At 71.2% G+C, this 23,565-nt stretch carries 22 protein-coding genes; 12 read left to right on the top strand and 10 right to left on the bottom strand.

Features of this window, described 5'->3' with window-relative positions:
• Positions 1-60 precede the first annotated feature (60 nt).
• Both glp and galU read right to left on the bottom strand, forming a co-directional pair.
• Entirely contained in the window at positions 61-1,380 is a 1,320-nt protein-coding gene (glp, locus tag JK364_RS32515) for a molybdotransferase-like divisome protein Glp (RefSeq protein ID WP_201854941.1), read from the bottom strand.
• A 4-nt stretch (positions 1,381-1,384) separates the two neighbouring features.
• A complete protein-coding gene (gene galU / locus JK364_RS32510; protein WP_201854940.1) occupies positions 1,385-2,287 on the bottom strand; it encodes a UTP--glucose-1-phosphate uridylyltransferase GalU in 903 nt (300 codons plus the stop codon).
• Between the two features lie 85 nt (positions 2,288-2,372).
• Here galU and JK364_RS32505 point away from each other — a divergent pair, with 85 nt between their 5' ends.
• Entirely contained in the window at positions 2,373-2,972 is a 600-nt protein-coding gene (locus JK364_RS32505; RefSeq protein WP_307841454.1) for a 5-formyltetrahydrofolate cyclo-ligase, read from the top strand.
• A 133-nt stretch (positions 2,973-3,105) separates the two neighbouring features.
• Here JK364_RS32505 and JK364_RS32500 read toward each other — a convergent pair whose 3' ends face one another.
• Complete coding sequence (locus JK364_RS32500; protein WP_201854938.1) at positions 3,106-5,874, bottom strand: penicillin acylase family protein; 2,769 nt, start codon at positions 5,872-5,874, stop codon at positions 3,106-3,108.
• 252 nt (positions 5,875-6,126) lie between these two features.
• Here JK364_RS32500 and JK364_RS32495 point away from each other — a divergent pair, with 252 nt between their 5' ends.
• The 5 genes from JK364_RS32495 to mscL all read left to right on the top strand — a co-directional run bounded on the left by JK364_RS32495 (position 6,127) and on the right by mscL (position 10,476).
• On the top strand, positions 6,127-7,614 hold the full coding sequence (locus JK364_RS32495) for a potassium/proton antiporter (protein WP_201855129.1): 1,488 nt from the start codon (positions 6,127-6,129) through the stop codon (positions 7,612-7,614).
• Between the two features lie 133 nt (positions 7,615-7,747).
• Positions 7,748-8,101, top strand: coding sequence for an FmdB family zinc ribbon protein (locus tag JK364_RS32490; protein ID WP_201854937.1), 354 nt, complete (start codon positions 7,748-7,750; stop codon positions 8,099-8,101).
• Positions 8,102-8,199: 98 nt separating this feature from the next.
• Positions 8,200-9,045 (top strand): S-methyl-5'-thioadenosine phosphorylase, encoded by an 846-nt coding sequence (locus tag JK364_RS32485; RefSeq protein ID WP_044571131.1) that lies wholly within the window; start codon positions 8,200-8,202, stop codon positions 9,043-9,045.
• A 162-nt stretch (positions 9,046-9,207) separates the two neighbouring features.
• The gene (locus tag JK364_RS32480; protein ID WP_201854936.1) at positions 9,208-9,876 is read left to right on the top strand and encodes an RcpC/CpaB family pilus assembly protein; all 669 of its coding nucleotides are present in this window, start codon (positions 9,208-9,210) and stop codon (positions 9,874-9,876) included.
• Positions 9,877-10,008: 132 nt separating this feature from the next.
• The gene (gene mscL, locus JK364_RS32475; RefSeq protein WP_138915960.1) at positions 10,009-10,476 is read left to right on the top strand and encodes a large conductance mechanosensitive channel protein MscL; all 468 of its coding nucleotides are present in this window, start codon (positions 10,009-10,011) and stop codon (positions 10,474-10,476) included.
• 7 nt (positions 10,477-10,483) lie between these two features.
• On the opposite strand, the gene JK364_RS32470 is transcribed toward mscL, so the two are convergent.
• Together JK364_RS32470 and JK364_RS32465 are read right to left on the bottom strand one after the other, a co-directional pair.
• Positions 10,484-10,672 carry a hypothetical protein gene (locus JK364_RS32470; protein ID WP_201854935.1) on the bottom strand — a complete coding sequence of 63 codons (189 nt, stop codon included), beginning with the start codon at positions 10,670-10,672 and terminating at the stop codon, positions 10,484-10,486.
• Between the two features lie 3 nt (positions 10,673-10,675).
• Positions 10,676-11,218, bottom strand: coding sequence for an AMP-binding protein (locus tag JK364_RS32465; RefSeq protein ID WP_307841441.1), 543 nt, complete (start codon positions 11,216-11,218; stop codon positions 10,676-10,678).
• Positions 11,219-11,420: 202 nt separating this feature from the next.
• On the opposite strand from JK364_RS32465, the gene JK364_RS32460 reads away from it, so the two are divergent.
• Both JK364_RS32460 and JK364_RS32455 read left to right on the top strand, forming a co-directional pair.
• Entirely contained in the window at positions 11,421-12,563 is a 1,143-nt protein-coding gene (locus JK364_RS32460) for a P1 family peptidase (protein WP_201854933.1), read from the top strand.
• A 78-nt stretch (positions 12,564-12,641) separates the two neighbouring features.
• Complete coding sequence (locus tag JK364_RS32455) at positions 12,642-13,694, top strand: FAD-dependent oxidoreductase (RefSeq protein ID WP_201854932.1); 1,053 nt, start codon at positions 12,642-12,644, stop codon at positions 13,692-13,694.
• 7 nt (positions 13,695-13,701) lie between these two features.
• Here JK364_RS32455 and JK364_RS32450 read toward each other — a convergent pair whose 3' ends face one another.
• From JK364_RS32450 to JK364_RS32440, 3 genes are all read right to left on the bottom strand, one after another.
• Positions 13,702-15,801, bottom strand: coding sequence for a PTS fructose transporter subunit IIABC (locus JK364_RS32450; protein WP_201854931.1), 2,100 nt, complete (start codon positions 15,799-15,801; stop codon positions 13,702-13,704).
• Positions 15,802-15,883: 82 nt separating this feature from the next.
• Positions 15,884-16,828, bottom strand: coding sequence for a 1-phosphofructokinase (gene pfkB / locus JK364_RS32445; protein WP_201854930.1), 945 nt, complete (start codon positions 16,826-16,828; stop codon positions 15,884-15,886).
• Positions 16,825-17,586 (bottom strand): DeoR/GlpR family DNA-binding transcription regulator, encoded by a 762-nt coding sequence (locus JK364_RS32440; RefSeq protein ID WP_086886097.1) that lies wholly within the window; start codon positions 17,584-17,586, stop codon positions 16,825-16,827. Before JK364_RS32440 ends, pfkB begins: the two co-directional genes overlap by 4 nt.
• A gap of 365 nt (positions 17,587-17,951) precedes the next feature.
• Here JK364_RS32440 and JK364_RS32435 point away from each other — a divergent pair, with 365 nt between their 5' ends.
• Positions 17,952-18,689: an SDR family NAD(P)-dependent oxidoreductase gene (locus JK364_RS32435; protein ID WP_201854929.1), complete on the top strand. Its 738-nt coding sequence runs from the start codon at positions 17,952-17,954 to the stop codon at positions 18,687-18,689.
• Between the two features lie 179 nt (positions 18,690-18,868).
• On the opposite strand, the gene JK364_RS32430 is transcribed toward JK364_RS32435, so the two are convergent.
• Positions 18,869-19,873, bottom strand: a complete 1,005-nt coding sequence (locus JK364_RS32430) for a sigma-70 family RNA polymerase sigma factor (RefSeq protein WP_201854928.1) — start codon at positions 19,871-19,873, stop codon at positions 18,869-18,871.
• 373 nt (positions 19,874-20,246) lie between these two features.
• Between JK364_RS32430 and JK364_RS32425 the strand changes: the two genes are divergently transcribed.
• Positions 20,247-20,672, top strand: coding sequence for a hypothetical protein (locus JK364_RS32425; RefSeq protein WP_201854927.1), 426 nt, complete (start codon positions 20,247-20,249; stop codon positions 20,670-20,672).
• Between the two features lie 172 nt (positions 20,673-20,844).
• A complete protein-coding gene (locus tag JK364_RS32420; RefSeq protein ID WP_201854926.1) occupies positions 20,845-21,972 on the top strand; it encodes a questin oxidase family protein in 1,128 nt (375 codons plus the stop codon).
• Positions 21,973-22,059: 87 nt separating this feature from the next.
• On the opposite strand, the gene JK364_RS32415 is transcribed toward JK364_RS32420, so the two are convergent.
• Positions 22,060-22,842 (bottom strand): dioxygenase family protein, encoded by a 783-nt coding sequence (locus JK364_RS32415; RefSeq protein ID WP_201854925.1) that lies wholly within the window; start codon positions 22,840-22,842, stop codon positions 22,060-22,062.
• 127 nt (positions 22,843-22,969) lie between these two features.
• On the opposite strand from JK364_RS32415, the gene JK364_RS32410 reads away from it, so the two are divergent.
• Entirely contained in the window at positions 22,970-23,470 is a 501-nt protein-coding gene (locus tag JK364_RS32410; RefSeq protein WP_201854924.1) for a MarR family winged helix-turn-helix transcriptional regulator, read from the top strand.
• Positions 23,471-23,565: the final 95 nt, after the last annotated feature.

Genomic DNA, 23,565 nt, shown 5'->3' with positions numbered 1-23,565 from the left:
TCCCGGTCCGGGCCAGGTGGCTCCTGTGTGGGACGACACCGTACCCGCCGCGGTCGGCGGCTAGGCCAGCAGGACGACGTCCACCTCGGCGCCGGGGGCGACCTGGGAGACGTCCTCGGGGACGACGATCAGCGCGTTGGCGTGCGCCATGGCCTTGATCAGGTGCGATCCCGCGCCGCCCACCGGGCTGACGGTGGCCGGCCCGTCGAGCGTGGCCGGCTCGTACCAGCCGCGCAGGAACTGGCGCCTGTCCTTGGGCGAGGAGGCGACACCCTCGGGGCAGACCGCCTGGGCGGTGGTGCGGTGGATGTCGTCGCTCCCCAGCATGGTGCGGATGACGGGGCGCACGAAGAGCTCGAAGGAGACGTACGAGCTCACCGGGTTGCCGGGCAGGGCCAGCAGCGGGGTGCTCTCCGGGCCGACGCGGCCGAAGCCCTGGGGCTTGCCGGGCTGCATGGCCAGCTTGCGGAAGTGCACCTCGTGCATCGCCTCCTTGACCACGTCGTAGGCGCCGACGCTGACGCCGCCGCTGGTGACGACGATGTCGGCGCGGACCAGCTGGTCCTCGACGGCGGCGCGCAGCGTGGCGGCGTCGTCGGCCACCGCGCCCACCCGGTAGGCGATCGCGCCGGCCTCCCGGGCGGCGGCCGTGAGCTGGAAGCTGTTGGAGTCGTGGATCCGGCCGGGGCCCGGATCCTCACCGGGCTGGACCAGCTCGCTGCCGGTGGAGAGCACCACCACCCGCGGCCGGGGCCGCACCATCACGGTGGCGCGGCCGAGCGCGGCCAGCAGCCCGAGCTGCGAGGCGCCCAGGACTGTCCCGGCGCGCAGCGCGAGCTCGCCCGCGTCCGCGTCGCTGCCCCGGGTGCGCACGTGCTGCCCCTCCCGCGCCGGGCGGAAGACGCGCACCCGGCCGCTGCCGCCGTGGGGATCCGAGCCCCGCGCGGGCATGTGGGTGACCGGCCCGCTGTCGAGGCCGCCGTCGGTCCACTCGACGGGGACGATGGCCTGGCCGCCGGGCGGGACCGGGGCGCCGGTCATGATCCTTGCCGCCTCGCCCGGGCCCACGGCGGGCAGGTCACCGCTGCCCGCCGCGATGTCGCCGATGACGGTCAGCACCGCGGGATGGTCCTCGGTCGCGGCCGCGACGTCAGCCGTACGGACGGCATAGCCGTCCATGGAGCTGTTGTCGAACGGCGGAAGCGCGCCGGGGACGGTGACGTCCTCCACCAGGACGCAGCCCTGGGCCTCGAGCAACTGCAGCTCGATCGGCTCCAGCGGATGAACGTGCCCGAGGATGTTGTCGAGGTGCTCGGCCACCGTCCAGACCCGGTCCTGGTCCGGGCCTCGGTCGGCGGCCCGTTCTGCGGTGCTGCTCAAGGTGCTACATCTCCTCGGTGACGTAACTGCGAAGCCAATCCCGGAACTCCGGGCCCAGGTCTTCACGTTCGCACGCGAGTCTGACAATGGCACGCAGATAGTCGCCACGGTCGCCTGTGTCGTAACGGCGCCCCTTGAAGACGACGCCGTGCACCGGGCCGCCGAGGTCCGGACTGGAGGCTAGCGCCTGCAGGGCGTCGGTGAGCTGGATCTCGCCACCGCGGCCCGGCTCGGTCTCGCGCAGCACCCCGAAGACGGCCGGGTCGAGCACATAGCGGCCGATGACGGCGTAGTTGCTGGGCGCGTCCGCGGGGTCGGGCTTCTCGACCAGGCCGGTGACCTGGACGACGTCGTCCTCCACGGTCGGCTTGACGGCCGCGCAGCCATAGAGGTGGATCTGTGCCGGGTCCACCTCCATCAGGGCGATGACGCTGCCGCCGTGCCGCTCCTGGATGTCGACCATGCGGGCCAGTAGCGGGTCGCGGGCATCAATGAGGTCGTCGCCGAGGAGGACGGCAAAGGGCTGGTCACCGACGTGCGGGGCGGCACAGAGCACGGCGTGGCCGAGACCCCTGGGGTCTCCCTGGCGGACGTAGTGCATGGTCGCCAGGTCGCTGGACTCCTGGACGCGGGCGAGTCGGGTCTCGTCGCCCTTACGGGTCAGGGCCTCTTCGAGCTCGTAGTTGCGGTCGAAGTGGTCTTCCAGGGGCCGCTTGTTACGACCGGTGACCATGAGGACGTCGGACAGTCCGGCGGTGACTGCTTCCTCGACGACGTACTGGATCGCCGGCTTGTCGACGACCGGCAGCATCTCCTTGGGGGTGGCCTTGGTGGCCGGAAGAAAGCGGGTTCCGAGTCCCGCGGCAGGGATGACAGCCTTGCTGATCCGAGTACGCGATTGAGTCATGTACCGAACCCTATCCGGTGCCTTTGGGGCAGATGATGAGTATTCGGTGAATATGGCATGAGACAGGAAGATTGCGCACCCAGTGATCAACACCGACGCTAGTAAGCGCGCATTGCGGAGACGTCACCTGACGATGAGGTCCAGGTTGACGGCGGATGACATCGAGACGGCCGGCGCCGCTCTGGCGTGTCGCGCCCTGGAGCTTCCCGAGCTCGCCGGGGCGGCCACGGTGGCGGCCTATGTGTCCGTGGGCGGCGAGCCCGGTACCCACGCCCTGAGGGAGGCCCTGCGCGCCCGCGGGGTAAGGGTGCTGCTTCCGGTACTGCTCGAGGACGACGATCTCGACTGGGGCGAGGACGAGGGGCCCGGGCGGCTGGCGCCCGCCCGGCGCGGCCTGCTGGAGCCCGAGGGGCCACGGCTCGGCCCCGAGGCGGTGACCGGTGCGGACGTGGTGCTGCTGCCCGGGCTCGCGGTGGACCGGCGAGGGATGCGGCTGGGCCGCGGCGGCGGCTCGTACGACCGGGTGCTGGCCCGGCTGGCGGCGGCGGGGGCCGATCCGGCGCTGTTGGTGCTGCTGTACGACGGTGAACTGCTGGACGAGGTGCCCGAGGAGACCCACGACCGTCCGGTGCACGCGGCGGTGACGCCGTCGGGCCTCCACCGCTTCGCACCGCGGCCCCGCTGAAGGCGCCGGGAGGCGCCTTCAGCGGGGCCGCGAGGGTCGAACGGGCCCGGGACCCGCCGGGGGCGGAAACGCCCCTCAGACGGCCACCGGGCCCTTCGGGGCCCCGTGCGGGCCCCGGGTGCTCCATGGATCGCTACGGGGTGAGCGCCAGCTCGTCCTCCGTCGACTTGTCCACGGCGCTCTTGTTGAACGCCCAGGGCAGCAGCTCGCCCTTCGCCCACTTCTCGGTCTGGTCCGTGTAGTGCGCGTTGTAGGCGTGGCCGGAGGCGCCGGTGAGGTTGATCCAGCGCGACTTGTCGAGGTTGTCGAGGTTGACGACCATCCGCATCGAGGGGACCCAGGTGACGTCGTAGCCGCCCGCCGCGTTCCAGCCGGTGGCGTTGACCGCCGCCTCGCCGCCGGAGAGGTTCCACGGTCCGCGGTTGAGGAGCCACTGCACCGCGCCGGGGCCGTCGGTGCCCAGGGTCTGGTTCTTCAGCGTCAGCCGGTGCAGCCGGCCCCAGCTCCAGCTGTTGATGTCCTTGCCCAGCTTGGCGGTGAGCTCCGAGCGCGCGGCCCGCATGGCCTGCCCCAGCAGCTCGTCACGGTTGGTGGCGCCGGGCTTGTTGCGGGTGCCCGCCGTCTTCCACCAGTCGTTCTTCGGGTCCTTGATGATCTTGCGCACGATCTCGTACCAGCGGTCGCCGCCGTCGGGCTGGGCCATGTCGGGGTCGCGCTTACCGCATTCGCGGACCAGCCGGGTGTTGCCGTTCAGGTCCTCCAGCGGACCCGAGTCGTCGGCCGGGCGCACCCGCAGGCACTCTCCCTTGACCCGCAGCTCCTTGGGGAGCTTGTCGCCGAAGGCCAGCTTGAGGGTGTTGCGCCAGACGGCGTTGAAGTACGCGGCGGCCGCCGAGTCCGAGTCCTGGGTGTAGTCCCAGCTCTCCAGCAGCTTCTGGGCCTGGCGTACGTAGTCGTCCTTGACGTCGATCTTCAGCAGATAGGGCGTCAGCAGCTTGGCGATCTCGCTGCTGTTGTCCATCTGCAGGGACTGCATGTCGTCCGTGGAGATCTTCCCGCCGTCCTTGACCTTCGACTCGATGAGGTCGGTGATGCGCTGACTCCGCGCGCCGTAGCCCCAGTCGTCGGTCAGCAGATACGGGTAGTTCTTCTTGTCTATGACGGCCTGGTTGGCGGTGACGATATAGCCGCGATCCGGATTGAGCTCCCAGGGCAGCGCCGACTGCGGGATGTACTTGCTCCACTTGTAGCGCGAGTCCCAGCCGGGCGCCGGGTAGCGGCCGTCGCCCTGGGAGCGCACCGGGATCTGGCCGGGCGCCTGGTAGCCGATGTTGCCCTTGGTGTCGGCGTAGATGAGGTTCTGCGAGGGCACCGCGAAGTCGCGGGCCGCCTTGCGGAAGTCGCTGAAGTTCTTGGCGGTGTTGAGCTTGAAGACCGAGTCCATGGTGTTGGACGGGCTCAGCGCGGTCCACTTCAGCGCCACCGCGTAGCCGTCGCCGCGGTCGGGCGCCACGTCATCGGCGCCGGTGCCCACCGGGGCGTCCTTACCGACGTCGGCGAGCTCGTCGTCGCGGTCGGAGACGATCGGGCCGTTGTTGGTGGTGCGGACGGTGATCTTACGGCTCGCGCCGCCCGCGACCTTGATGGTCTCCTCGCGGGTGGTGAACGGGATCTGCTTGCCGTCGTAGAGATAGCCGTCGGAGGTGACCTTCTCCAGGTACAGGTCGCTGACGTCGGCGCCGAGGTTGGTCATGCCCCAGCTGATGTCCTGATTGTGACCTATGACCACACCGGGCAGACCGGCGAAGGTGAAGCCCGCCGTGTCGTACGGACACGCGCTGCTGACCTGCTTGCAGTGCAGCCCCATCTGGTACCAGACGGACGGCAGCTGGGGCGCCAGGTGCGGGTCGTTGGCGAGCAGCGGCTTGCCGGTGGTCGTGTACTTGCCGGAGACCACCCACGAGTTGGAGCCGATACCGGTCCCGTTCGGGCCCAGCAGCGCCGGGACGTCGTCCAGGGTCTTGGAGAGCGAGGACAGCTGCGTCTGCAGCCCCTGAGCGGCTCCGGTGGCCCCTCCGTCCACCGAGCCGGTGCCGCCCGTGCCGCTCGTGGAACCGGCCGGGGTGCCCTTGGGGTCGAACTCGTCCGTGACCCCGTTGACGGCGCCGCCCTGGACGATCGGCTTGTTCCGGCTGTACGGGTAGGACGGGTAGAGCTGGTCTATCTGCTTGGCGCTGAGCCGGTTGGAGGCCAGGGCGCGGTCCACCTCGTCCTGCATGTTGCCGCGCAGGTCCCAGGCCATCGCCTTCAGCCACGCCAACGAGTCGACCGGGGTCCACTTCTCGGGCTTGTAGCCGTCGTTCTTGAAGTCCAGGGCCGCGTACTCGACCGACAGCGCGTCCCCTTGGTGGTCCTTGAGGTAGGCGTTGACGCCGTCGGAGTAGGCCCGCAGATTCTTCTTGGTGTCGGCCGACACCTTGGTGTCGTACTCCTGCTTGGCCACCCGGTGCCAGCCCATGGTGCGCAGGAACGCGTCGGTCTCCACCTGGCCGGAACCGAACATCTCCGAGAGCCGGCCCGCGGTCATATGGCGGCGGACGTCCATCTCCCAGAAGCGGTCCTGGGCCTGGACGAACCCCTGGGCGCGGAAGAGGTCCTCGGAGGTGCCGGCGTAGATCTGAGGTATCCCGTAGCCGTCACGTTTGACCTGCACGGGGCCGGACAACCCCTTCAGCTGCAGCGATCCCGTGGTCTCCGGGAATGAGGCTCGAACTGTACTGATGCTCCAGTACGCGCCGTAGCCGACGCCCCCGACGAGCAGCAGCACGACTGCGATCACGATCAGGCGGAGACGTCGGCTCTTCTTCTTTTTGGGAGAAGAGCCGGTTGTGTTGGCGGGCATCGCTGTCCTTCGAGGGGCAGGGTGAACCTGGAGTGCTGGAGCAACCATAGGCGCAGCGCTGTCGCCACCCCTACGCGGAGTCATGACTGACGCCCCGCACCGGCCACCGTCCGGGCTCGTACACCTCGGTGAAGCCTTCTCATGGAAGGCTCGCGTCAAGATCCCGTAAAATGTTAGGTAAGGCAATGAAGTTCCGGTCGGTGGGGACCCCTTCGCAGCGTTCCCCCCGCTCCCGCGAGAAAGGGTCGGCCCCTGACTGTTCACCACCTCAATGAGCTGCTGTTGATCTGCTCCCTCGTCCTGCTCTTCGCGGTGGCGGCCGTAAGGGTGTCATCACGCAGTGGACTGCCCACGCTGCTGATCTATCTCGGGATCGGCGTCGCCATCGGCACGGACGGGATCGGCGTCACCTTCAACGACGCCGAGCTGACGCAGATCCTCGGCTACGCCGCGCTGGTCGTCATCCTGGCCGAAGGCGGTCTGGGCACGAAGTGGGGCGAGATCAAACCCGCCCTGCCGGCGGCCGCCGTCCTGTCCACCGTGGGCGTCGCGGTGAGCGTGGGAATCACCGCGGCGGCGGGGCACTACGTGGTGGGACTGGACTGGCGACAGGCGCTGATCATCGGCGCGGTGGTGTCGTCCACGGACGCGGCGGCGGTCTTCTCGGTGCTGCGCACGGTGCCGCTGCCCAAGCGGCTCACGGGTGTCCTGGAGGCCGAGTCGGGCTTCAATGACGCCCCTGTGGTGATCCTGGTGGTCGCCTTCTCCAGCCAGGGCCCCATGGAGTCCTGGTACTCCCTGATCGGCACGATCGCCCTGGAGCTGGCGATCGGCGCGGTGATCGGCATCGCGGTCGGCTGGCTGGGCGCCTACGGCCTGCGGCATGTGGCGCTGCCCGCCTCGGGTCTGTACCCGATCGCGGTGATCGCCATCGCGGTGACCGCCTACGCGGCGGGTTCGCTGGCGCACGGGTCCGGCTTCCTCGCCGTCTACCTCGCCGCGCTCATCATGGGCAACGCACGGCTGCCGCACTGGCCGGCGACGCGCGGCTTCGCCGAGGGGCTGGGCTGGCTCGCCCAGATCGGGATGTTCGTCCTACTGGGGCTGCTGGTCACCCCGCATGAACTGGGCGATGACATCCTGCCCGCCCTCGCGGTGGGGCTGGTGCTGACCGTGGTGGCCCGTCCGGTGTCGGTCATGGTCAGCACGGCGCCGTTCCGGTTGCCCTGGCGGGAGAAGGCCCTGCTGTCCTGGGCCGGGCTGCGCGGGGCGGTGCCGATCGTGCTGGCGACCATCCCGGTGGTCAGCGATGTGCCCGACAGCCGCCGGATCTTCAACATCGTCTTCGTGCTGGTGATCGTCTACACCCTGGTCCAGGGGCCGACGCTGCCCTGGCTCGCACCCCGGCTGCGGCTCGAGGAGCCCGAGCCGGCCGACCTGGGCATCGAGTCGGCGCCACTGGAGCGGCTGCGTGGCCATCTGCTGTCGGTGTCGATCCCCCAGTCGTCCAAGATGCACGGCGTGGAGATCGGCGAGTTGCGGCTGCCCCCGGGGGCCGCCGTCACCCTGGTGGTCCGGGACGAGACCAGCTTCGTACCGCTGCCCTCGACGATGCTGCGGCGCGGCGACGAACTGCTGGTAGTGGCCACGGACCCGGTGCGCGACGCGGCGGAGCAGCGACTGCGGGCGGTGGGCCGGGGCGGCAAGCTGGCGGGCTGGCTGGGCACGGGAGCGGGTTGAGGAGCCCGTCGGAGGCCGCCTCGGGCGGTGTGTTCGATCACTGCATGTCTCGTCCCGGTGGACTGACGGGCAGGAATACTGCACTATGGAGCGTCGTTAGCACTCATTGAGTGAGAGTGCCAGGAGGAAGAACGTGCCGACCTATCAGTACCAGTGCACCGAGTGCGGCGAGGGCCTCGAGGCGGTGCAGAAGTTCAGCGACGACGCGCTCACCGAGTGCCCCAACTGCAAGGGACGCCTGAAGAAGGTGTTCTCGGCGGTCGGCATCGTGTTCAAGGGCTCCGGCTTCTACCGGAACGACAGCCGCTCCTCCTCCAGCAGCTCGAGCGGCGGTTCCAGCAAGTCGGCGGCGAAGAGTGACAGCTCCGACTCGTCGTCCTCCTCGACGTCTTCCTCGTCCTCGGACTCCTCTTCCTCGTCCTCCTCCTCGACGTCTTCGTCGTCGACGTCATCCTCGTCGTCCTCGACGTCGAGCTCGGCCGCCTGATCCGGCCGCCTGGTTCTTCGGCTTCATCGACACCCCGTCGCCTCCCCCGGAGGCGGCGGGGTGTCGTTCGCGTGGGCGCGGCTGGCTAGGGTGATCACATGGTCGAGACCAGCAGGCAAGCAGACATAGGGGTCATCGGGGGATCGGGGTTCTACACGTTCCTCGACGACGTGACCGAGATCACCGTGGAGACTCCCTATGGGGCGCCGAGCGACTCGCTCGTCCTCGGTGACATCGAGGGGCGGCGGGTCGCCTTCCTCCCACGGCATGGCCGCAAGCACCATCTGCCGCCGCACCGCATCAACTACCGCGCCAACCTCTGGGCCCTGCGCTCGCTCGGGGTGCGGCAGGTCTTCGGCCCGTGCGCGGTCGGCGGGCTGCAGCCGGAGTACGGACCTGGCACGCTGCTCGTCCCGGACCAGCTGGTGGACCGCACGAAGGGGCGTACGCAGACCTACTTCGACGGCGAACAGCTGCCGGACGGGCGGATCCCGAATGTGGTGCACACCACTTTCGCCGACCCGTACTGCCCGGTCGGCCGGAAGGCAGCCGTGGACGCGGCGCGGGGACGCGGCTGGGAGCCGGTGGACGGCGGGACGATGTGCGTGATCGAGGGACCGCGCTTCTCCACCCGGGCCGAATCGCGCTGGCATGCCGCGCAGGGCTGGTCGGTGGTCGGCATGACGGGCCACCCGGAGGCGGTACTGGCCCGCGAACTGGGCCTCTGCTACACGTCGTTGACGCTGGTCACCGACCTGGACGCGGGGGTCGAGACCGGCGAGGGCGTCACCCACACCGAGGTGCTGAAGGTCTTCGGGGAGAACGTGGGCCGACTGCGCGAGGTGCTCTTCGACGCGGTGGGCAGGCTGCCGGAGACCTCCGCACGGGACTGCCTGTGCACCCACGCCCACGACGGCTGGGACCTGGGGATCGAGCTTCCGTAGGCGCGGCGCGGGGGCAGCCGGACGGGGCGGGTGTCGCTCGCGCGGGTGGCCGAGTTTTCCACAGCCCGGTGGCCGTCCACAGGCCCGAGCGGGATCGGGCGGGGGCGGGCATGGTGAGGGGGCCAGAAGCACCCGGACCCTCACGGCAGGCGGTGATGTGCCATGTCCCATCCGTCCCCCACCCTCGCGTTACCCCGCTCCGCTCCCCCGGCCCGTGCGGTGCCACGCTTCGATCCCGTGCGCACCGGGCGCACCGGCGGATTCGGGCTGCGGCGGACCGTGCGGCGCCGCCGCACGATGGCGGCCGGGCTGGCGCTGACGGCCGCCGCACTCGCGGCCGCCGCACCGTCCGGCCGGGGGCACACGGACGCGGTGTCCTCCCGGGCGCCCGCGCCCGCGGGTGAGGAGCGGCGGGGCGGCCCGCGCCCCGCCATGGTCTCGGCGCCGGTCCGGATCGCCGACGCGGCGGCGGTACGGCTGCTGCACCCCGGCGACCGGGTGGATGTGCTGGCCACGCCGCTTCCGGACGCCGCACGGACCCGGCCGTCCGGTACTACGGCGCGGGTGGTCGCGCGTGGGGTCCGGGTGGCCGAGGTGCCGGGGTCCCGGAGCGCCCGCGCGACGGACGGCCGAGCCGACGGCGGCGCACCGGAGGCCGATCCGGACGCGGATGCGAGCGGCGACGGGGCGCTGGACGGCGGCGGCGCGCTCGACGGCGCGGCGATCGGCGGCGGGGCGCTGGTGGTGCTGACGGTGGAGCGAGCGGACGCCACCGCGCTGGCCGGGGCCGCTGCCGACTCCCGACTGGCGGTGGCGCTGTGCCGCAGCTGACTCCCCCGACCGCCCTGATGCCCCTCTCACCTGCGGGTGTAGGTTGCGGAACCGTCCGCTCAAGCACCGACGCGGCGAAAGAGAGGCAGTGGGTTGAGCCAGGAGAAGGTGACCGAGGAGAAGAAGAGCGTCATGGAAGGGTTCAAAGCCTTCCTGATGCGCGGCAATGTGATCGACTTGGCCGTCGCGGTCGTCATCGGAGCCGCTTTCACCGCCGTCGTGAACTCGATAGTGAAGGGCCTCATCAACCCCATAGTCGGAGCCTTCGGCACGAAGGACCTCGAGAAGTACCGCTCCTGTCTCAAGGCGCCCTGCGAGACCAACGCCACGGGCGATATCGTCCACGGCATCCCGATCCTCTGGGGAAGCGTGCTCTCCGCCGTGCTGACCTTCCTGATCACCGCGGCGGTGGTGTACTTCCTGATGGTCCTGCCGATGTCGCGCTATCTGGCGCGGAAGGCCGCCAAGGAGGCGCAGGCGGAGGAGGAGCAGGCCGTCGCGGATGCCGAGGAGATCATTCTGCTGCGCGAGATCCGGGACGAGCTGGTGGCACAGCGCGCCACCGTCCGCGACGGTGGCGGCAGCGGCTCCAGCGCCTAGGAATCCGTCAGAGGTGGTGGGGCGGCTTCTCGTCGAGGAACCGGGCCAGATCAGCGGCATCGCCGGCACTGTCGCCGCCGGGAACCCGCTCACCCCACCCGTGGTCCGTATCGTCCGATGACCGCTGCGCGAAGGGATCGTCGAAGATCAGCGCGGCGGCCGGATCGCGCGGTCCAGGGGCAGGGGCGGTGCTCATGCCTCAAGAGTACGGCCCGGGCAGCGGCTCGGTGTATCGGCCGAGCTCGTCGTGCCACCACAGGTCACGCCCGGGCCGCCAGGACACCGGGCCGGCCAGCCGGTGGACCACCAGCACGGACCGCACCTCGGGGCAGCCGGCCAGCGCCCGATCGACGTGGCGCTTGAGCGGCTGTATCTCTCCGCCGTGCTGCCCGGCGTCCGCGGTGATGACGACCTTGGCGCCGACCTCCCTGATCCGGTCGCGCAGCTCATGGGGGCGCAGCCCCACGGGGAGGCTGGCGCGGACGACGTCGAGCCGGCCGCAGGCGAGCGTGGCGATCACGGATTCGGGCACCAGCGGCAGATGGACCGCCACCCGGTCCCCGGCGCGGACGCCGAGCCGGGTGAGCGCGGCGGCGGCCCGGGCCGCCTGGTCGAGCAGCTCGGCATGGGTGAGCTCCTCGGTGCAGTCCGGCTCGCTGATCCAGCGGAGGGCCACCCGGGCGGCCCGCCGAGGGTCGGCGGCCGGTGTCGGGAGCTCCTCCGTCCGAGAGCTACGGGGCACGGCGGTCTTCTTTCGGACGGGGGCGAACGGCATACAGCTCAGATTGCTGTCAGGCCATCAACGTCTGATGAACGCCCTCTATATGAGAGGTCCTCATCCCGTCCGACGCGCTTCGGCGGCGATCGCGGAAGAGCGGATACCGGAGTGGTTCGCGCCTCGCCACTCGACCATGCCACGGCTTCCCGTGCTACGCATAGCTTCCATGGATGCCGAGCGGACAAACCCCGAATCAACTCCCACCGGTCCGGCCGACGGCCTGACAGATGTCCACGGACTGCGGGTGGGCCATGCCCAGCGGTCCGGCAGCGGCCGGCTCACCGGGACGACCGTGGTGCTGGCCCCCGAGGGCGGTGCGGTCGCCGCCGTAGATGTGCGCGGCGGTGGCCCCGGCACTCGTGAGACCGATGCCCTCGATCCGCGCAATCTGGTCCAGCGCGTCGATGCCGTCGTACTGACCGGCGGCAGCGCCTTCGGACTCGACAGCGCCTCGGGGGTGGCTTCCTGGCTGGAGGACCACGGCCGGGGCTTCCGGGTCGGCCCCGATCCGGCGCAGGTCGTTCCGGTGGTCCCCACCGCCGCCCTCTTCGACCTGGGCCGGGGCGGCGACTGGCGGGCCCGCCCGGACGCCGCGCTGGGGCGCGAGGCGATCGACGCGGCGGCCGGTTCGGAGACGGGGGCTCCGGTCGCGCAGGGCAATGTGGGGGCGGGTACGGGCGCGGTGGCCGGTGGGCTCAAGGGCGGCACGGGTTCGGCCTCCACGGTGCTGCCGTCCGGCGTCACGGTGGCCGCGCTCGTGGTGGTCAACGCCGCGGGATCGGTCGTCGATCCCGGAACGGGTGCGCTGTACGGGGAGCACTACGGATCGTCGGAGGAGGGCGGCCCGCACCGGCCCGGTGCTGCCGTCCACGTGGAGGCGATGCGCCGGCTGACCGCCGCGCGGGCCGAGTCGGAGCGGCGGCAGGCCGCGTCGGTGCGGCCTCCGCTGAACACCACGCTGGCCGTGGTCGCCACCGACGCCGTGCTCACCCGGGCCCAGGCGCAGAAGCTCGCGGGTACGGCGCACGACGGTCTGGCGCGGGCCGTCCGGCCGGTGCATCTGCTCTCCGACGGCGACACGGTATTCGCCCTGGCCACCTGCGGACGCCCGCTGATACCGGAGGGCGACCCCGAGGACGCCGGCGATCCGGCGTTCGGGGTGCACCGGGAGAGCGGTGCGCTGAACGAGGTCCTGGCGGCCGGGGCGGACATGTTGACCCGGGCGGTGGTCAAGGCGGTGCTCGCGGCGGAGACCGTGGACGGCCCGGGCGGTGTCTTCCCCGCGTACCGGGATCTCTACGGCCTCTGATCCGCGGGGCCGGGAGAGAAGGAAGCGTCCGGCCGGGAGAGAAGCGGGCCGGAGCGACGAAGAGAAGGGGGGCTTCGGATGGATACGGATCTGCTGATCGTCGGCGGTGGCCCGGCGGGCTGCGCCGCCGCCGTGATGGCGGCGAGCGTGGGGATGCGCTCGGTGCTGATCGAGCCGGGCGACGCCCTGTGCGGGGCACTGCGGCGCATCCCGGTGGTGCGCAATGTCCTCACCGTCACCAACGGCCCGGATCTGGCGGCAGCGATCGAGGCCGACCTGGCGCAGTGTGATCTGTGCCGGGTGGAGCTGGGCCGCCGCGCCACGCTGGTCGATGCCTTCGACGACCGCGTCGAGGTCACGATCGAGCCGGTGGACTCCGTGGAGCCGGTGGAAACCGTGGAGGCTGCGGGGTCCGCTGCGGCTCCTGGCTCGCGACTGACCGCTCCGTATGTGGTCATCGCCACGGGGGTCGGGCCGCTGGGTCCCGAGGGAGCGGGATGGCTCGGGGGCGCGGCGGGCCGGGCACTGCCGCAGCTGTGGGAGGCGGATCCGGCGGCGATCGACGACCGGACGGTGCTGGTCCTGGGGGCGGACCGGCCCCTGGGGACCGTGGTGCGGGCTCATCCGGAGCTCAAGGCCCGGTTTGTGGTGGCGTATCCGCCCGAGGACGCCTATAAGGCCGAGGAGATCCGGCGGGACCCCCGGGTGGAGCTGGTGGCCGTGCGGCGGCTGGAGTTGGGGCCCGGGTCCGCGTCGGCACCGTTCACCGCCGAGGTCGAGACGGTGGAGGGCGAGCGGCGGACGCTCACGGCCGATCTCGCCTTCCTCAACCTGGGCAGCGCCCCGGCTCCCCCGGCCGGGGCCGTGGTGGCCGACCGGTCCGGGTACTGCCCTCCCGGGAGCCAGCATCCCCGGGTCTTCACCGCCGGTGATCTGCGGTCGGTCCGCTTCCAGCGGATCGCGACCGCCATGGGGTCGGGTGGCGAGGCCGCACTCGGCGCCTACTACGCCTCGCGCGGTCTGCCCACGGAGACCGGCGACCCACCCACGGAGACCGGCGACCCGCCCACGAAGAGCGGCGGCCCGCCCACGGAGGTGGGCGGGCCGCCGAGCCCGACAGGGGGTGGCTGAGATGCGGTCAGACCGCCACCGCCACCTTCGACTCGTCCTCGGTGGTACCGCCCGCGGCAGCACCGCCGCCCGCCTGGCCGGTGGCCCCCGGCTCCGCCGTCTTCCGCAGCCCCTTGAGGAAGACCACCAGACCGGTCGAGACCACCGTGCCCGCCACAATGGCCAGCAGGTAGAGGAACGGCTGGCCGATCAGCGGGACCACGAAGATGCCGCCGTGCGGTGCGCGCAGCGTGCAGTCGAAGGCCATCGACAGCGCACCGGTGACGGCACCGCCCACCATCGACGAGGGGATCACCCGCAGCGGATCCGCCGCGGCGAACGGAATGGCGCCCTCACTGATGAAGGAGGCACCCAGCACCCAGGCGGCCTTGCCGTTCTCCCGCTCGGCCTTGGTGAACAGCCGCCCGCGCACGGTGGTGGCGAGGGCCATCGCCAGCGGCGGGACCATACCGGCGGCCATCACCGCCGCCATGATCTTGAGGCTTCCGGTGGACGGGTCCGACACCGCGATACCGCCGGTCGCGAAGGCGTAGGCCACCTTGTTGACCGGGCCGCCCAGGTCGAAGCACATCATCAGGCCGAGGAGGACGCCGAGGCCGATGGCGTTGGCGCCGGAGAGGCCGTTGAGCCAGTCGGTCATCGCCTCCTGCGCGGAGGCGATGGGCTTGCCGATCACCACGAACATCAGGACGCCGACGATCGCGGAGGAGATCAGCGGGATCACCACCACCGGCATGATGCCGCGCAGCGACGCCGGGACCTTGAACCGCTGGATGGCCATGACGACCGCGCCGGCGATCAGACCCGCGACCAGACCGCCGAGGAATCCGGCCTTGATGGTGGTCGCGATGTAGCCGCCCACGAATCCGGGGACCAGACCGGGCCGATCGGCCATGCCGTAGGCGATATAGCCCGCCAGGACCGGCACCAGGAAGGTGAACGCCGCACCGCCGATCTGGAAGAGCAGCGCCGCCCAGCTGCTGCTCTCGGTCCAGACGAAGTGGTCCGCCACGGACTTGGCGTTCGCGATCTCGTAGCCGCCGATCGCGAAGGCGAGCGCGATCAGCAGACCGCCCGCGGCGACGAACGGGACCATGTAACTGACGCCCGTCATCAGCCACTTGCGCAGCCGGGTGCCGAAGCCGTCACCGGCGGCACCGTCCGCGTCCATCGGCGCCGAGCCCTCCGCCGCGCCGTCGGCCGGTGTGGCGATCTCGCCCCGCGCGGCCTTCCCGCGCGCCTCGGCGATGAGCTCGGCGGGGCGGTTGATGCCCGCCTTCACCCCGACGTCCACCGTCGGCTTGCCCGCGAAGCGGCCCTTCTCCCGCACCTCCACATCGTGCGCGAAGACCACCGCGTCGGCGGCGGCGATGGTGGCGGCGGGGAGCTTGTCGAATCCGGCCGAGCCCTGGGTCTCGACCACCAGCTCGACCCCGGCCTCGCGAGCGGCGTTCTCCAGCGACTCGGCGGCCATATAGGTGTGGGCGATACCGGTGGGACAGGACGTGACGGCCACGATCCGGAACGGGGCCACCGGCTCCGAAGCCGTCCGGGCGGCAGCCGAGGACGCGGCCGAGTCCGAGGCGGCAGGCTCGGCCGGAGCAGGCTCCGCGGCGGCGGACTCGGCCGCAGCAGGCTCGGCCGCAGCGGGCTCAGCCGTGGCGGGCTCCTCGCCGCGGATCAGGGCGGCCACCTGTTCGGGCTGGTCGGCCGAGCGCAGCGCATCGGTGAATTCGGCGTTCATCAGCTGTCGCGCAAGGCTCGACAGGATCGTCAGATGGTCGCTGTCCGCGCCCGCCGGGGCGGCGATCAGGAAGATCAGATCGGCCGGCCCGTCCGCCGCGCCGAAGTCGATCCGGGCCGCGCTGCGCCCGAAGGCCAGGGTCGGCTCGGTGACATGGGCGCTGCGGCAGTGGGGTATGCCGATGCCGCCGTCCAGGCCGGTCGGCATCTGCTCCTCGCGCGCCGCCACATCGGCGAGAAAGCCGTCGAGGTCGGTGACCCGGCCGGCCTCGACCATGCGTTCGGCGAGCGACCGGGCGGCGGCTTCCTTGGTGTCGGCGGACAGGTCAAGGTCGACCAGATCCGCGGTGATCAGCTCACTCATCTCGCGGCTCCCTTGTGTGCGGTGCCGCCCTGGGGGCGGGCGGACGGAGTGGGGACTGGGGGGTGGGAGTGGGGTCGGCCGGTCACGTGGGCTCCTTGAGCACACGGTCCAGCGGAATGTCCGCCGTGGTGACCACGGCGGATGGGTCGAGGTCGGCCGGGGTCGGCATGGCGCTGCCCGGCAACTGCACCGCGGCGGCTCCATGGGCCACGGCCGAGGCGAGTGCGGCGGGCCCGGAGCCGCCCGCCGTGAGGAATCCGGCGAGCGAGGCGTCGCCCGCGCCGACGTTGCTGCGCACGGCGGTGACCCGGGCGGTGCCGAAGTACGCGCCGGTCTCGTCGACCAGCAGTTGGCCGTCGGCGCCCAGGCTGGCGAGTACGGCGCGGGCGCCCAGCTCGCGCAGTTCCTCGGCCGCCTTGACCGCCTCGCCCACGGTGACCAGCGGACGGCCCACGGCCTGGGCCAGCTCCTCGGCGTTGGGCTTCACCACATCGGGGCGCTCGCGCAGGGCGGCGGTCAGCGAGGGGCCGGAGGTGTCCAGTGCGATCCGGGCGCCCGCCCGGTGGGCCCGCGCCACCAGCTCGGCGTACCACTCGGGCGCGAGCCCCCGGGGCAGGCTGCCGCAGCAGGCGATCCAGTCGGCGCTCTCGACCCTCGTCCGGACGGCCTCCAGCACCGCCTCGGCCTCGGCGTCGCTCAGTTCGGGCCCGCTCGCGTTGAGCTTGGTGAGGGTGCCGTCCGGTTCGGCCACGGAGATGTTGACCCGGGTCGAGCCCGCCACGGGCACGCCCGCCGCCTCGATGCCCAGCTCCTCCAGCAGCCGGGCGAGCAGCGCGCCCTCCGGTCCGCCGAGCGGCAGTACGGCCACCGTGCGCTGCCCCGCGGCGGCCACGGCGCGCGAGACATTGACGCCCTTTCCGCCGGGGTCGACCCGGTCGGCCGTGGCCCGCAGCACGGCGCCGCGCTCCAGCGCGGGGATCTCGTACGTACGGTCCAGGCTGGGGTTGGGGGTGACGGTGAGAATCATGCGCGTGCCACTTCCGTGCCCTGGCGCTCGATGGCCAGGGCGTCCTGGGGGCTGAGCCCGGTGTCCGTGATGAGCAGATCGACGTCGTCCAGGCCGCCGAACCGGGCGAAGTGCTCCCGGCCGAACTTGGCGGAGTCCGCGAGCAGCACCACCCGCCGGGCCGCCGCGATCATGGCGCTCTTGACGGCGCCCTCCGCGAGATCGGGTGTGGTGAGCCCGCCGTCCAGCGAAAAGCCGTTGGTGGCGAGGAAGACCACATCGGCCTTGATCTCGCCGTAGCCGCGCAGCGCCCATGCGTCCACGGCGGCCCGGGTGCGATGGCGGACCCGCCCGCCGACGAGGTGCAGCGCGATACCGGGGTGGTCGGCGAGACGGGCGGCGACCGGCAGCGCGTGGGTGACGACGGTGAGCTTGGCCTCCAGCGGGAGGGCGGCGGCGAACCGGGCCGCCGTCGAACCGGCGTCGATGATCACGCTGCCGTCGGACGGCAGCTCCGCGATGGCGGCCCGCGCGATGCGGTCCTTCTCATCGGCGGCGGTGGACTCGCGCTCGGCGAGATCGGGCTCGAAGTCCAGCCGCCCGGCCGGGATGGCGCCCCCGTGCACACGGCGGACGAGCCCCGCCCGGTCGAGGGCGCGCAGATCACGCCGTACGGTCTCGGCGGTGACCTGGAACTCCTCGGCGAGGGACAGGACATCCACCCGCCCGCCCTCGCGGGCGAGTCGGAGAATCTCCTGCTGACGCTCCGGTGCGTACATGTGGGTTTACGTCCCTTCCATGCCCGAACCTGTGATTTCGCGGCCAGATTACGTGGGCGATGCAGGAAAGTAAACAGACTCGGGCACGAAACAAACTCGACCGGACATGTGCCGTGCCTCACCGCATCAGCCCGGGCCGATCCGCCCCCGGCTGATCCGCCCCTGGCCGCCCGCCCATCGCCGTAGCGCACCGTCCGAATCCCGCCGGACTTCCGCGGGCCGCCCGGCCAGGATCGAGTCATGTCCTCCGGGACCACCGCATAGCGAAGTTTTTGCGCATAGCGGTGTCTTTATGCGTAGCGGTGTCTTTACCGCATACCAGAAATACCTGGCATACAAGGAATACAGGGAATAGAGGAGAAGGCATGACACTCGACGGCAAGGCGGCCCTGGTCACCGGCGGCAGCCGGGGCATCGGCGAGGCCGTGGCGATCCGGCTCGCCGAGGAGGGCGCCGATGTCGCCCTGACCTACCACAGCCAGGCCGAGCGCGCGGCGGATGTCGTCGACCGCATCAAGGCGCTCGGCCGCCGCGCCTGGGCCGTGCGGGTCGACGGCGTCGACGCGCAGGCGGTACGGGCCGCCGTGGAGGGGGCCGCCGCCGAGTTCGGCCGCCTGGACATCCTGGTCAACAACGCGGGTGTCGGCGTCCTCGGCCCCATCGCCGAGCTGTCGCTGGACGATGTGGACCGGGTCCTCGCCGTGAACGTCCGGGCGCCGTTCCTCCTGGCGCAGGCGGCCACCGCGCATCTGGCCGACGGCGGGCGGATCATCAACATCGGCAGCTGTATGGCCGAGCGGGTCGCCTTCCCCGGCGGCAGCCTCTACGCGACCAGCAAGACCGCGCTCACCGGCCTCACCAAGGCCCTGGCCCGTGAGCTCGGCCCGCGCGGAATCACCGCCAACCTGATCCACCCCGGCCCCGTGGACACCGATATGAACCCGGCCGACGGCGAGAACGCCGCGTTCCAGAGCGGCTTCACCGCGCTCGGGCGCTACGGCCGCACCACGGAGATCGCGGCGACCGTGGCTCATCTCGCGGGCGACAGCGGCCGTTACATCACCGGGGCGTCGATCGCCGTGGACGGCGGCTTCGCCGTCTGACCGGTCGCTCCCTCCATCCCCAGCCCGCAACGGACAGACAGAAGACCCCGACAGAGAGACAGACAGCCCAACAGACAGACGGACAGGCAGAAGCGAGCCCCGGCGCCGGGGGGGGAGGCGCCGGGGCTCGGTCCAGGGTTGGAGGGGATCTGGTGGCTGGGGTCTGCTGGCCTGAGAACTCAAGCCGCTGCGTCGAAACCGGTCTGGCGGGCCATCTTCTTCAGCTCAAGCAATGCGTGCTTCTCGATCTGGCGGATCCGCTCACGCGTGAGGCCATGCTGCTTGCCGACCTCGGTCAGGGTGCGCTCCCGGCCGTCGTCGATGCCGTACCGCGCCTTGATGATGGAGGCGGTGCGGTCGTCGAGGCGACCGATCAGGTCCTCCAGCTCCTCGCTGCGCAGCAGCGTCATCACCGACTGCTCGGGCGAGACGGCCGAGGTGTCCTCCAGCAGATCGCCGAACTGGGTCTCCCCTTCGTCGTCGACCGACATGTTCAGACTGACCGGGTCGCGGGCCCAGTCCAGCACATCCGAGACCCGCTCCATCGTGGAGCCGAGCTCCTTGGCGATCTCGGCGTGCTCCGGCTCGCGGCCGTGCTCACGGTTGAACTCCCGCTGCACTCGGCGGATCCGGCCGAGCTCCTCGACCAGGTGGACGGGCAGCCGGATCGTACGGGACTGATCCGCGATCGAGCGCGTGATGGCCTGACGGATCCACCACGTGGCATAGGTCGAGAACTTGAAGCCCTTCGTGTAGTCGAACTTCTCCACCGCGCGCACCAGGCCCGCGTTGCCCTCCTGGATCAGGTCGAGCAGGGGGAGCCCACTGCGCGGATAGCGGCGCGCCACAGCCACGACGAGGCGCAGATTGGAGCGGATGAAGATGTCCTTGGCGCGGGCGCCTTCGGCAGCTATCGCCTCCAGCTCCTCGCGGCTCGCACCTGCGGCAGGGGTGTCCTCGACGTCCCCGTCCAGGATCTGCTGGGCGTACACCCCCGCTTCGATGGACTGAGAAAGCTCGACCTCCTTCGCCGCGTCCAGCAACGGGGTACGAGCGATCTCGTCGAGATACATGCCGACCAGGTCGCGATCGGCGATCTCCCCGCCTGAGGCGCGAACGCTGTTGGCCCCATCAGCGCCACCACCGGCGGCGGACTGATTACGGGCGACGGCACGGGTTGCCATGCGTGCTCCCTTACAGATGGATCGGGCGCGGACTATGGACGGACACTCCGGTGTCGGGTGCCCCGTCCGAAGGAAACAACGACTGGAATCAGGACAGAATTCCCATCAGGCCCTCACGTTTTTACGATCATGCAGTATCCTGTCCAGCCACACGCGGGTCAGCGCACCGCCGGGACACCGGGAAGCGCAGGTCAGACCCCCTGTGCGGTCGCCTGCTACGGCTCTCCCGCCCTTCTCTCATCTGTCAAGACGAATCTCGTGGGCCGCCGGTTGCCCGTATGGCCCATCGTGCCGGGTTGCCCGGCCCTCCGCATGGGTGTGCGCTGGAAAGTGACAGGCCAGGGCGGGGACGCGGCGACGAGGAGGTTCCGCCATGCATTCCCTCACAGCTCCCACAGCCCCCGTGAGCCACCACCGCCGTCCGCAGTTCCACCTCCCGCCGCACCCCTCCGCCTCCTGGGGCGTCCCGGCCGTTCTGGCGGTGCTCTACGGCGGCTGGGTGATGTTCGTGACCCACAACCAGGGCTCCACCATCCCCACAGCCGCCGTCTTCGGCGTGGTGTCGGCGGCGGTGGTCGGGGCGCTCTGCTACGCCCTCGGCAGGATGACTCCGGGCCTGATGCCGGAGCTCCGGGCCGTGCTCTACGGGACGGTCCTCGGCTGTGCGCTCGGCTTTCTGCACTCCGTGAGCGGCGGCTCGGTGTACCGGTCCTCGGGGATCGGGCTGGGGGCGGGGCTCGTGATGGTGGGCATGTCGTTCTACGTCTTCCACGTACGGGCGGAACACCCTCGGGAGTGACCCTCAGCCCTCGGGAGTGACGCTCAGCCCTCAAGACCGGCCCTCAAGACCGCCCCTCAAAGCCAGCCCTCAAGGCCAGCCCTCGGGCCTGGCCCGGCTTAGGTCGTTGGTCCCCGCACGGCTCCGTCCCCGGTCCGTTCCGGGGCCGTCCCGCCCTCCCTAGCGTGAGGTCATGACAGACGACACGAGTGGAACTCTCGACGAAGCCCTCGAGCGACTGCACGCCTCCGGCCCCGAGCGGCACGGATGGCTGAGCAATCACGCGCCGATGGCCGTGGAGGCACTGGTGCGCCACGGCCAGGGGCGCACCGTGCACCGCTGGCTGGACCGCTATCGCCACAAGCTGGAGGAGATGCCGCGCTCGTACGCCGCGATCACCGAGGAGAACTGGCGCGAGGCGCTCGGCGATCCACGCCGGCTGGCCGACTGGCCCGCCTACTTCGACCGGGAACTCGCCGATCACCCCTGGCAGGACGTGCTCGCCGTGTGGTGGCCCCGGCTGCTGCCGGGCATCGCCGCCGGCGCGACGCATCCGGTGATCCGGGTCGGTCACGCCGTACGGACCCTGCTGGACGAGCCGGGCACGACGGCCGCTCCCCGCACCGCCGAGCTGGCCCACGCCCTCGGCTACTGGGCCGCCCGCCACGCCCCGCTGCCGCCGCTCCGACAGCAGCCGGGCCCCGCCTCCGGGGCGGCGGCCGACGCGCTGGCCGCCGTGGAGCCGATCGCCGACCAGAGCGGTGACATACGGGACCGGCTGGCCCGGCTCACCGCCTTTCCCACCTGGCCGCCCACCGCCCCGCAGCCCAGCCGGACGACCGGCCCCGGCCCGGACCCTGACGGCCCCGATGGCCCCGACGACCCCGACAACCCCGTTGCCGACCGGCCCGAGGAGGCGCGCCGGCGTCTGACCGAGCTCGTACGGGCCGCGACGCATCGCTACGCCACCCACGGCCACGGCGAACCGATCATGCTGGTCCACACCGCCACCGCGCCCAACGCCGTACTCCGCGCCCTGCCCGCGCTGCCGCGCGAGCTGTGGGTGCCGAGCCTGGACGCGGCATGGGCGGCGAGTGCCGCGGTCACGGCGGTGTACGCGCCGCGGGAGCCGCTCCCGGCCGACCGGTTGCCGTCCGGGGAGGGGGTCGCCCCCGAGGAGGTCTTCGCCCGCGCCGCCGCGCACGGCGATGAGCACGCCATCAAGCTGACCGACACCGCGCTCGATGTCGCCCGGGGCACGGACCCGAGGGCCCTGGCCGCCGCACTGCACGCCTGCGCGATGATCGACCCGGTGCTCTGACAAGAGCCCCACCCAGGCCGTACCCGCTGAGCCGCCCCTGCCCCCACCTCCGCCCCCTCACCCTCACCCTCACCCTCACCCTCACCCTCACCCGAACTGCAACGACCGCTTCGCCAGCCCCATCCAGAACCCGTCGATCGCACTCCGCTGACTGCGCAGCTCCGCCTCCGTCGCGCCCAGCGTGACGAACAACGGCGCGAAGTGTTCGGTGCGCGGATGGGCGAGCCCTGCCGCCGGGGCCGCGTGCTCGAAGTCCAGCAGCGCGTCGATGTCCTGCGCGTCCAGGGCCCGCTGCCCCCAGTCGTCGAACTCGGCCGACCAACTGGGCGGCATCGGGCCGGTATGCCGCAGCGCGGCCAGGTTGTGGGTGAAGAAGCCGCTGCCGACGATCAGGACGCCCTCGTCCCGCAGCGGCGCCAGCTTCCGGCCGATCTCCATCAGCTTCCGCGGGTCGAGGGTCGGCATCGAGACCTGGAGAACCGGGATGTCGGCCTCCGGATACATCTCGACCAGGGGCACATACGCCCCGTGGTCCAGCCCCCGGTCGGGGATGTCCTGCACCGGGGTACCGGCCGTGCGCAGCGTCTTGCGGATCCGCTCGGCGAGTTCGGGGGCGCCCGGCGCGGCGTACCGCACCTGGTAATAGTGCTGAGGGAAGCCCCAGAAGTCATAGACCAGAGGCACCTGTTGGGTGGCGCCGATCGCCAGGGGCGCCTCTTCCCAGTGAGCGGAGATCATGAGAATGGCGTTGGGCCGGGGCAGGCCGGCGGCCCAGGCGGCGAGCTGTCCCGGCCAGACCGGATCGTCGGCGAGCGGCGGAGCACCATGGCTGAGGTAGAGCGCGGGCATGCGCCCGTCGAGCGCGGACATGAGGACTCCTCGTCAGTCGACAGAGCTCGCCAAAATGCTTGAAGTCTCAAGCATATAGTTATCACTGTAGCGCACAGTTATTTAAGATTCAAAGAGAATTCCCTAGAATGGACTCGTGGACGACGCCATGAAAACCCCCTCAGACGCCGACGAGCCGCGTTGGCTGACCGAAGACGAACAGCGCAGCTGGCAGGCGTATGTCCAGGCGAGCATGCTCCTGGAGGACCACCTCGACCGCCAGTTGCAGCGCGACGCGGGCATGCCCCATGTCTACTACGGCCTGTTGGTGAAGCTCTCCTGGGCGCCTCGCCACCGGATGCGGATGACCGAGCTGGCCGAGGCGGCCAAGATCACCCGTTCCCGGCTGTCCCATGCCGTCGCGCGCATGGAGAAGGACGGCTGGGTCCGGCGCGAGGACTGCCCCGACGACAAGCGCGGACAGAACGCGGTCCTGACCGACAAGGGGCTCAAGGTGCTGCAGGACACCGCCCCCGGCCATGTCACCGCCGTACGGACGGCCATCTTCGACCGGCTCACCCCCGAGCAGGTCAAGCAGTTCGGCGCCGCATGCCGGATCATCGCGGACGGCCTCCAGCCGGTGGGCGCCGACCTCCCCTGGCTGCGCTGACGGCGCCGACTTCCCCTGGCCGCGCTGACGGCGCCGACTTCCCCCGGCTGCGCTGACGCTCCGAGACAGCGCACAAAGGCCCCGCTCCTACTCGA

The organism is Streptomyces endocoffeicus, assembly GCF_016741935.1.
GTDB lineage: Bacteria > Actinomycetota > Actinomycetes > Streptomycetales > Streptomycetaceae > Streptomyces > Streptomyces endocoffeicus.
This window is presented reverse-complemented; position numbering and strand designations above follow the sequence as displayed.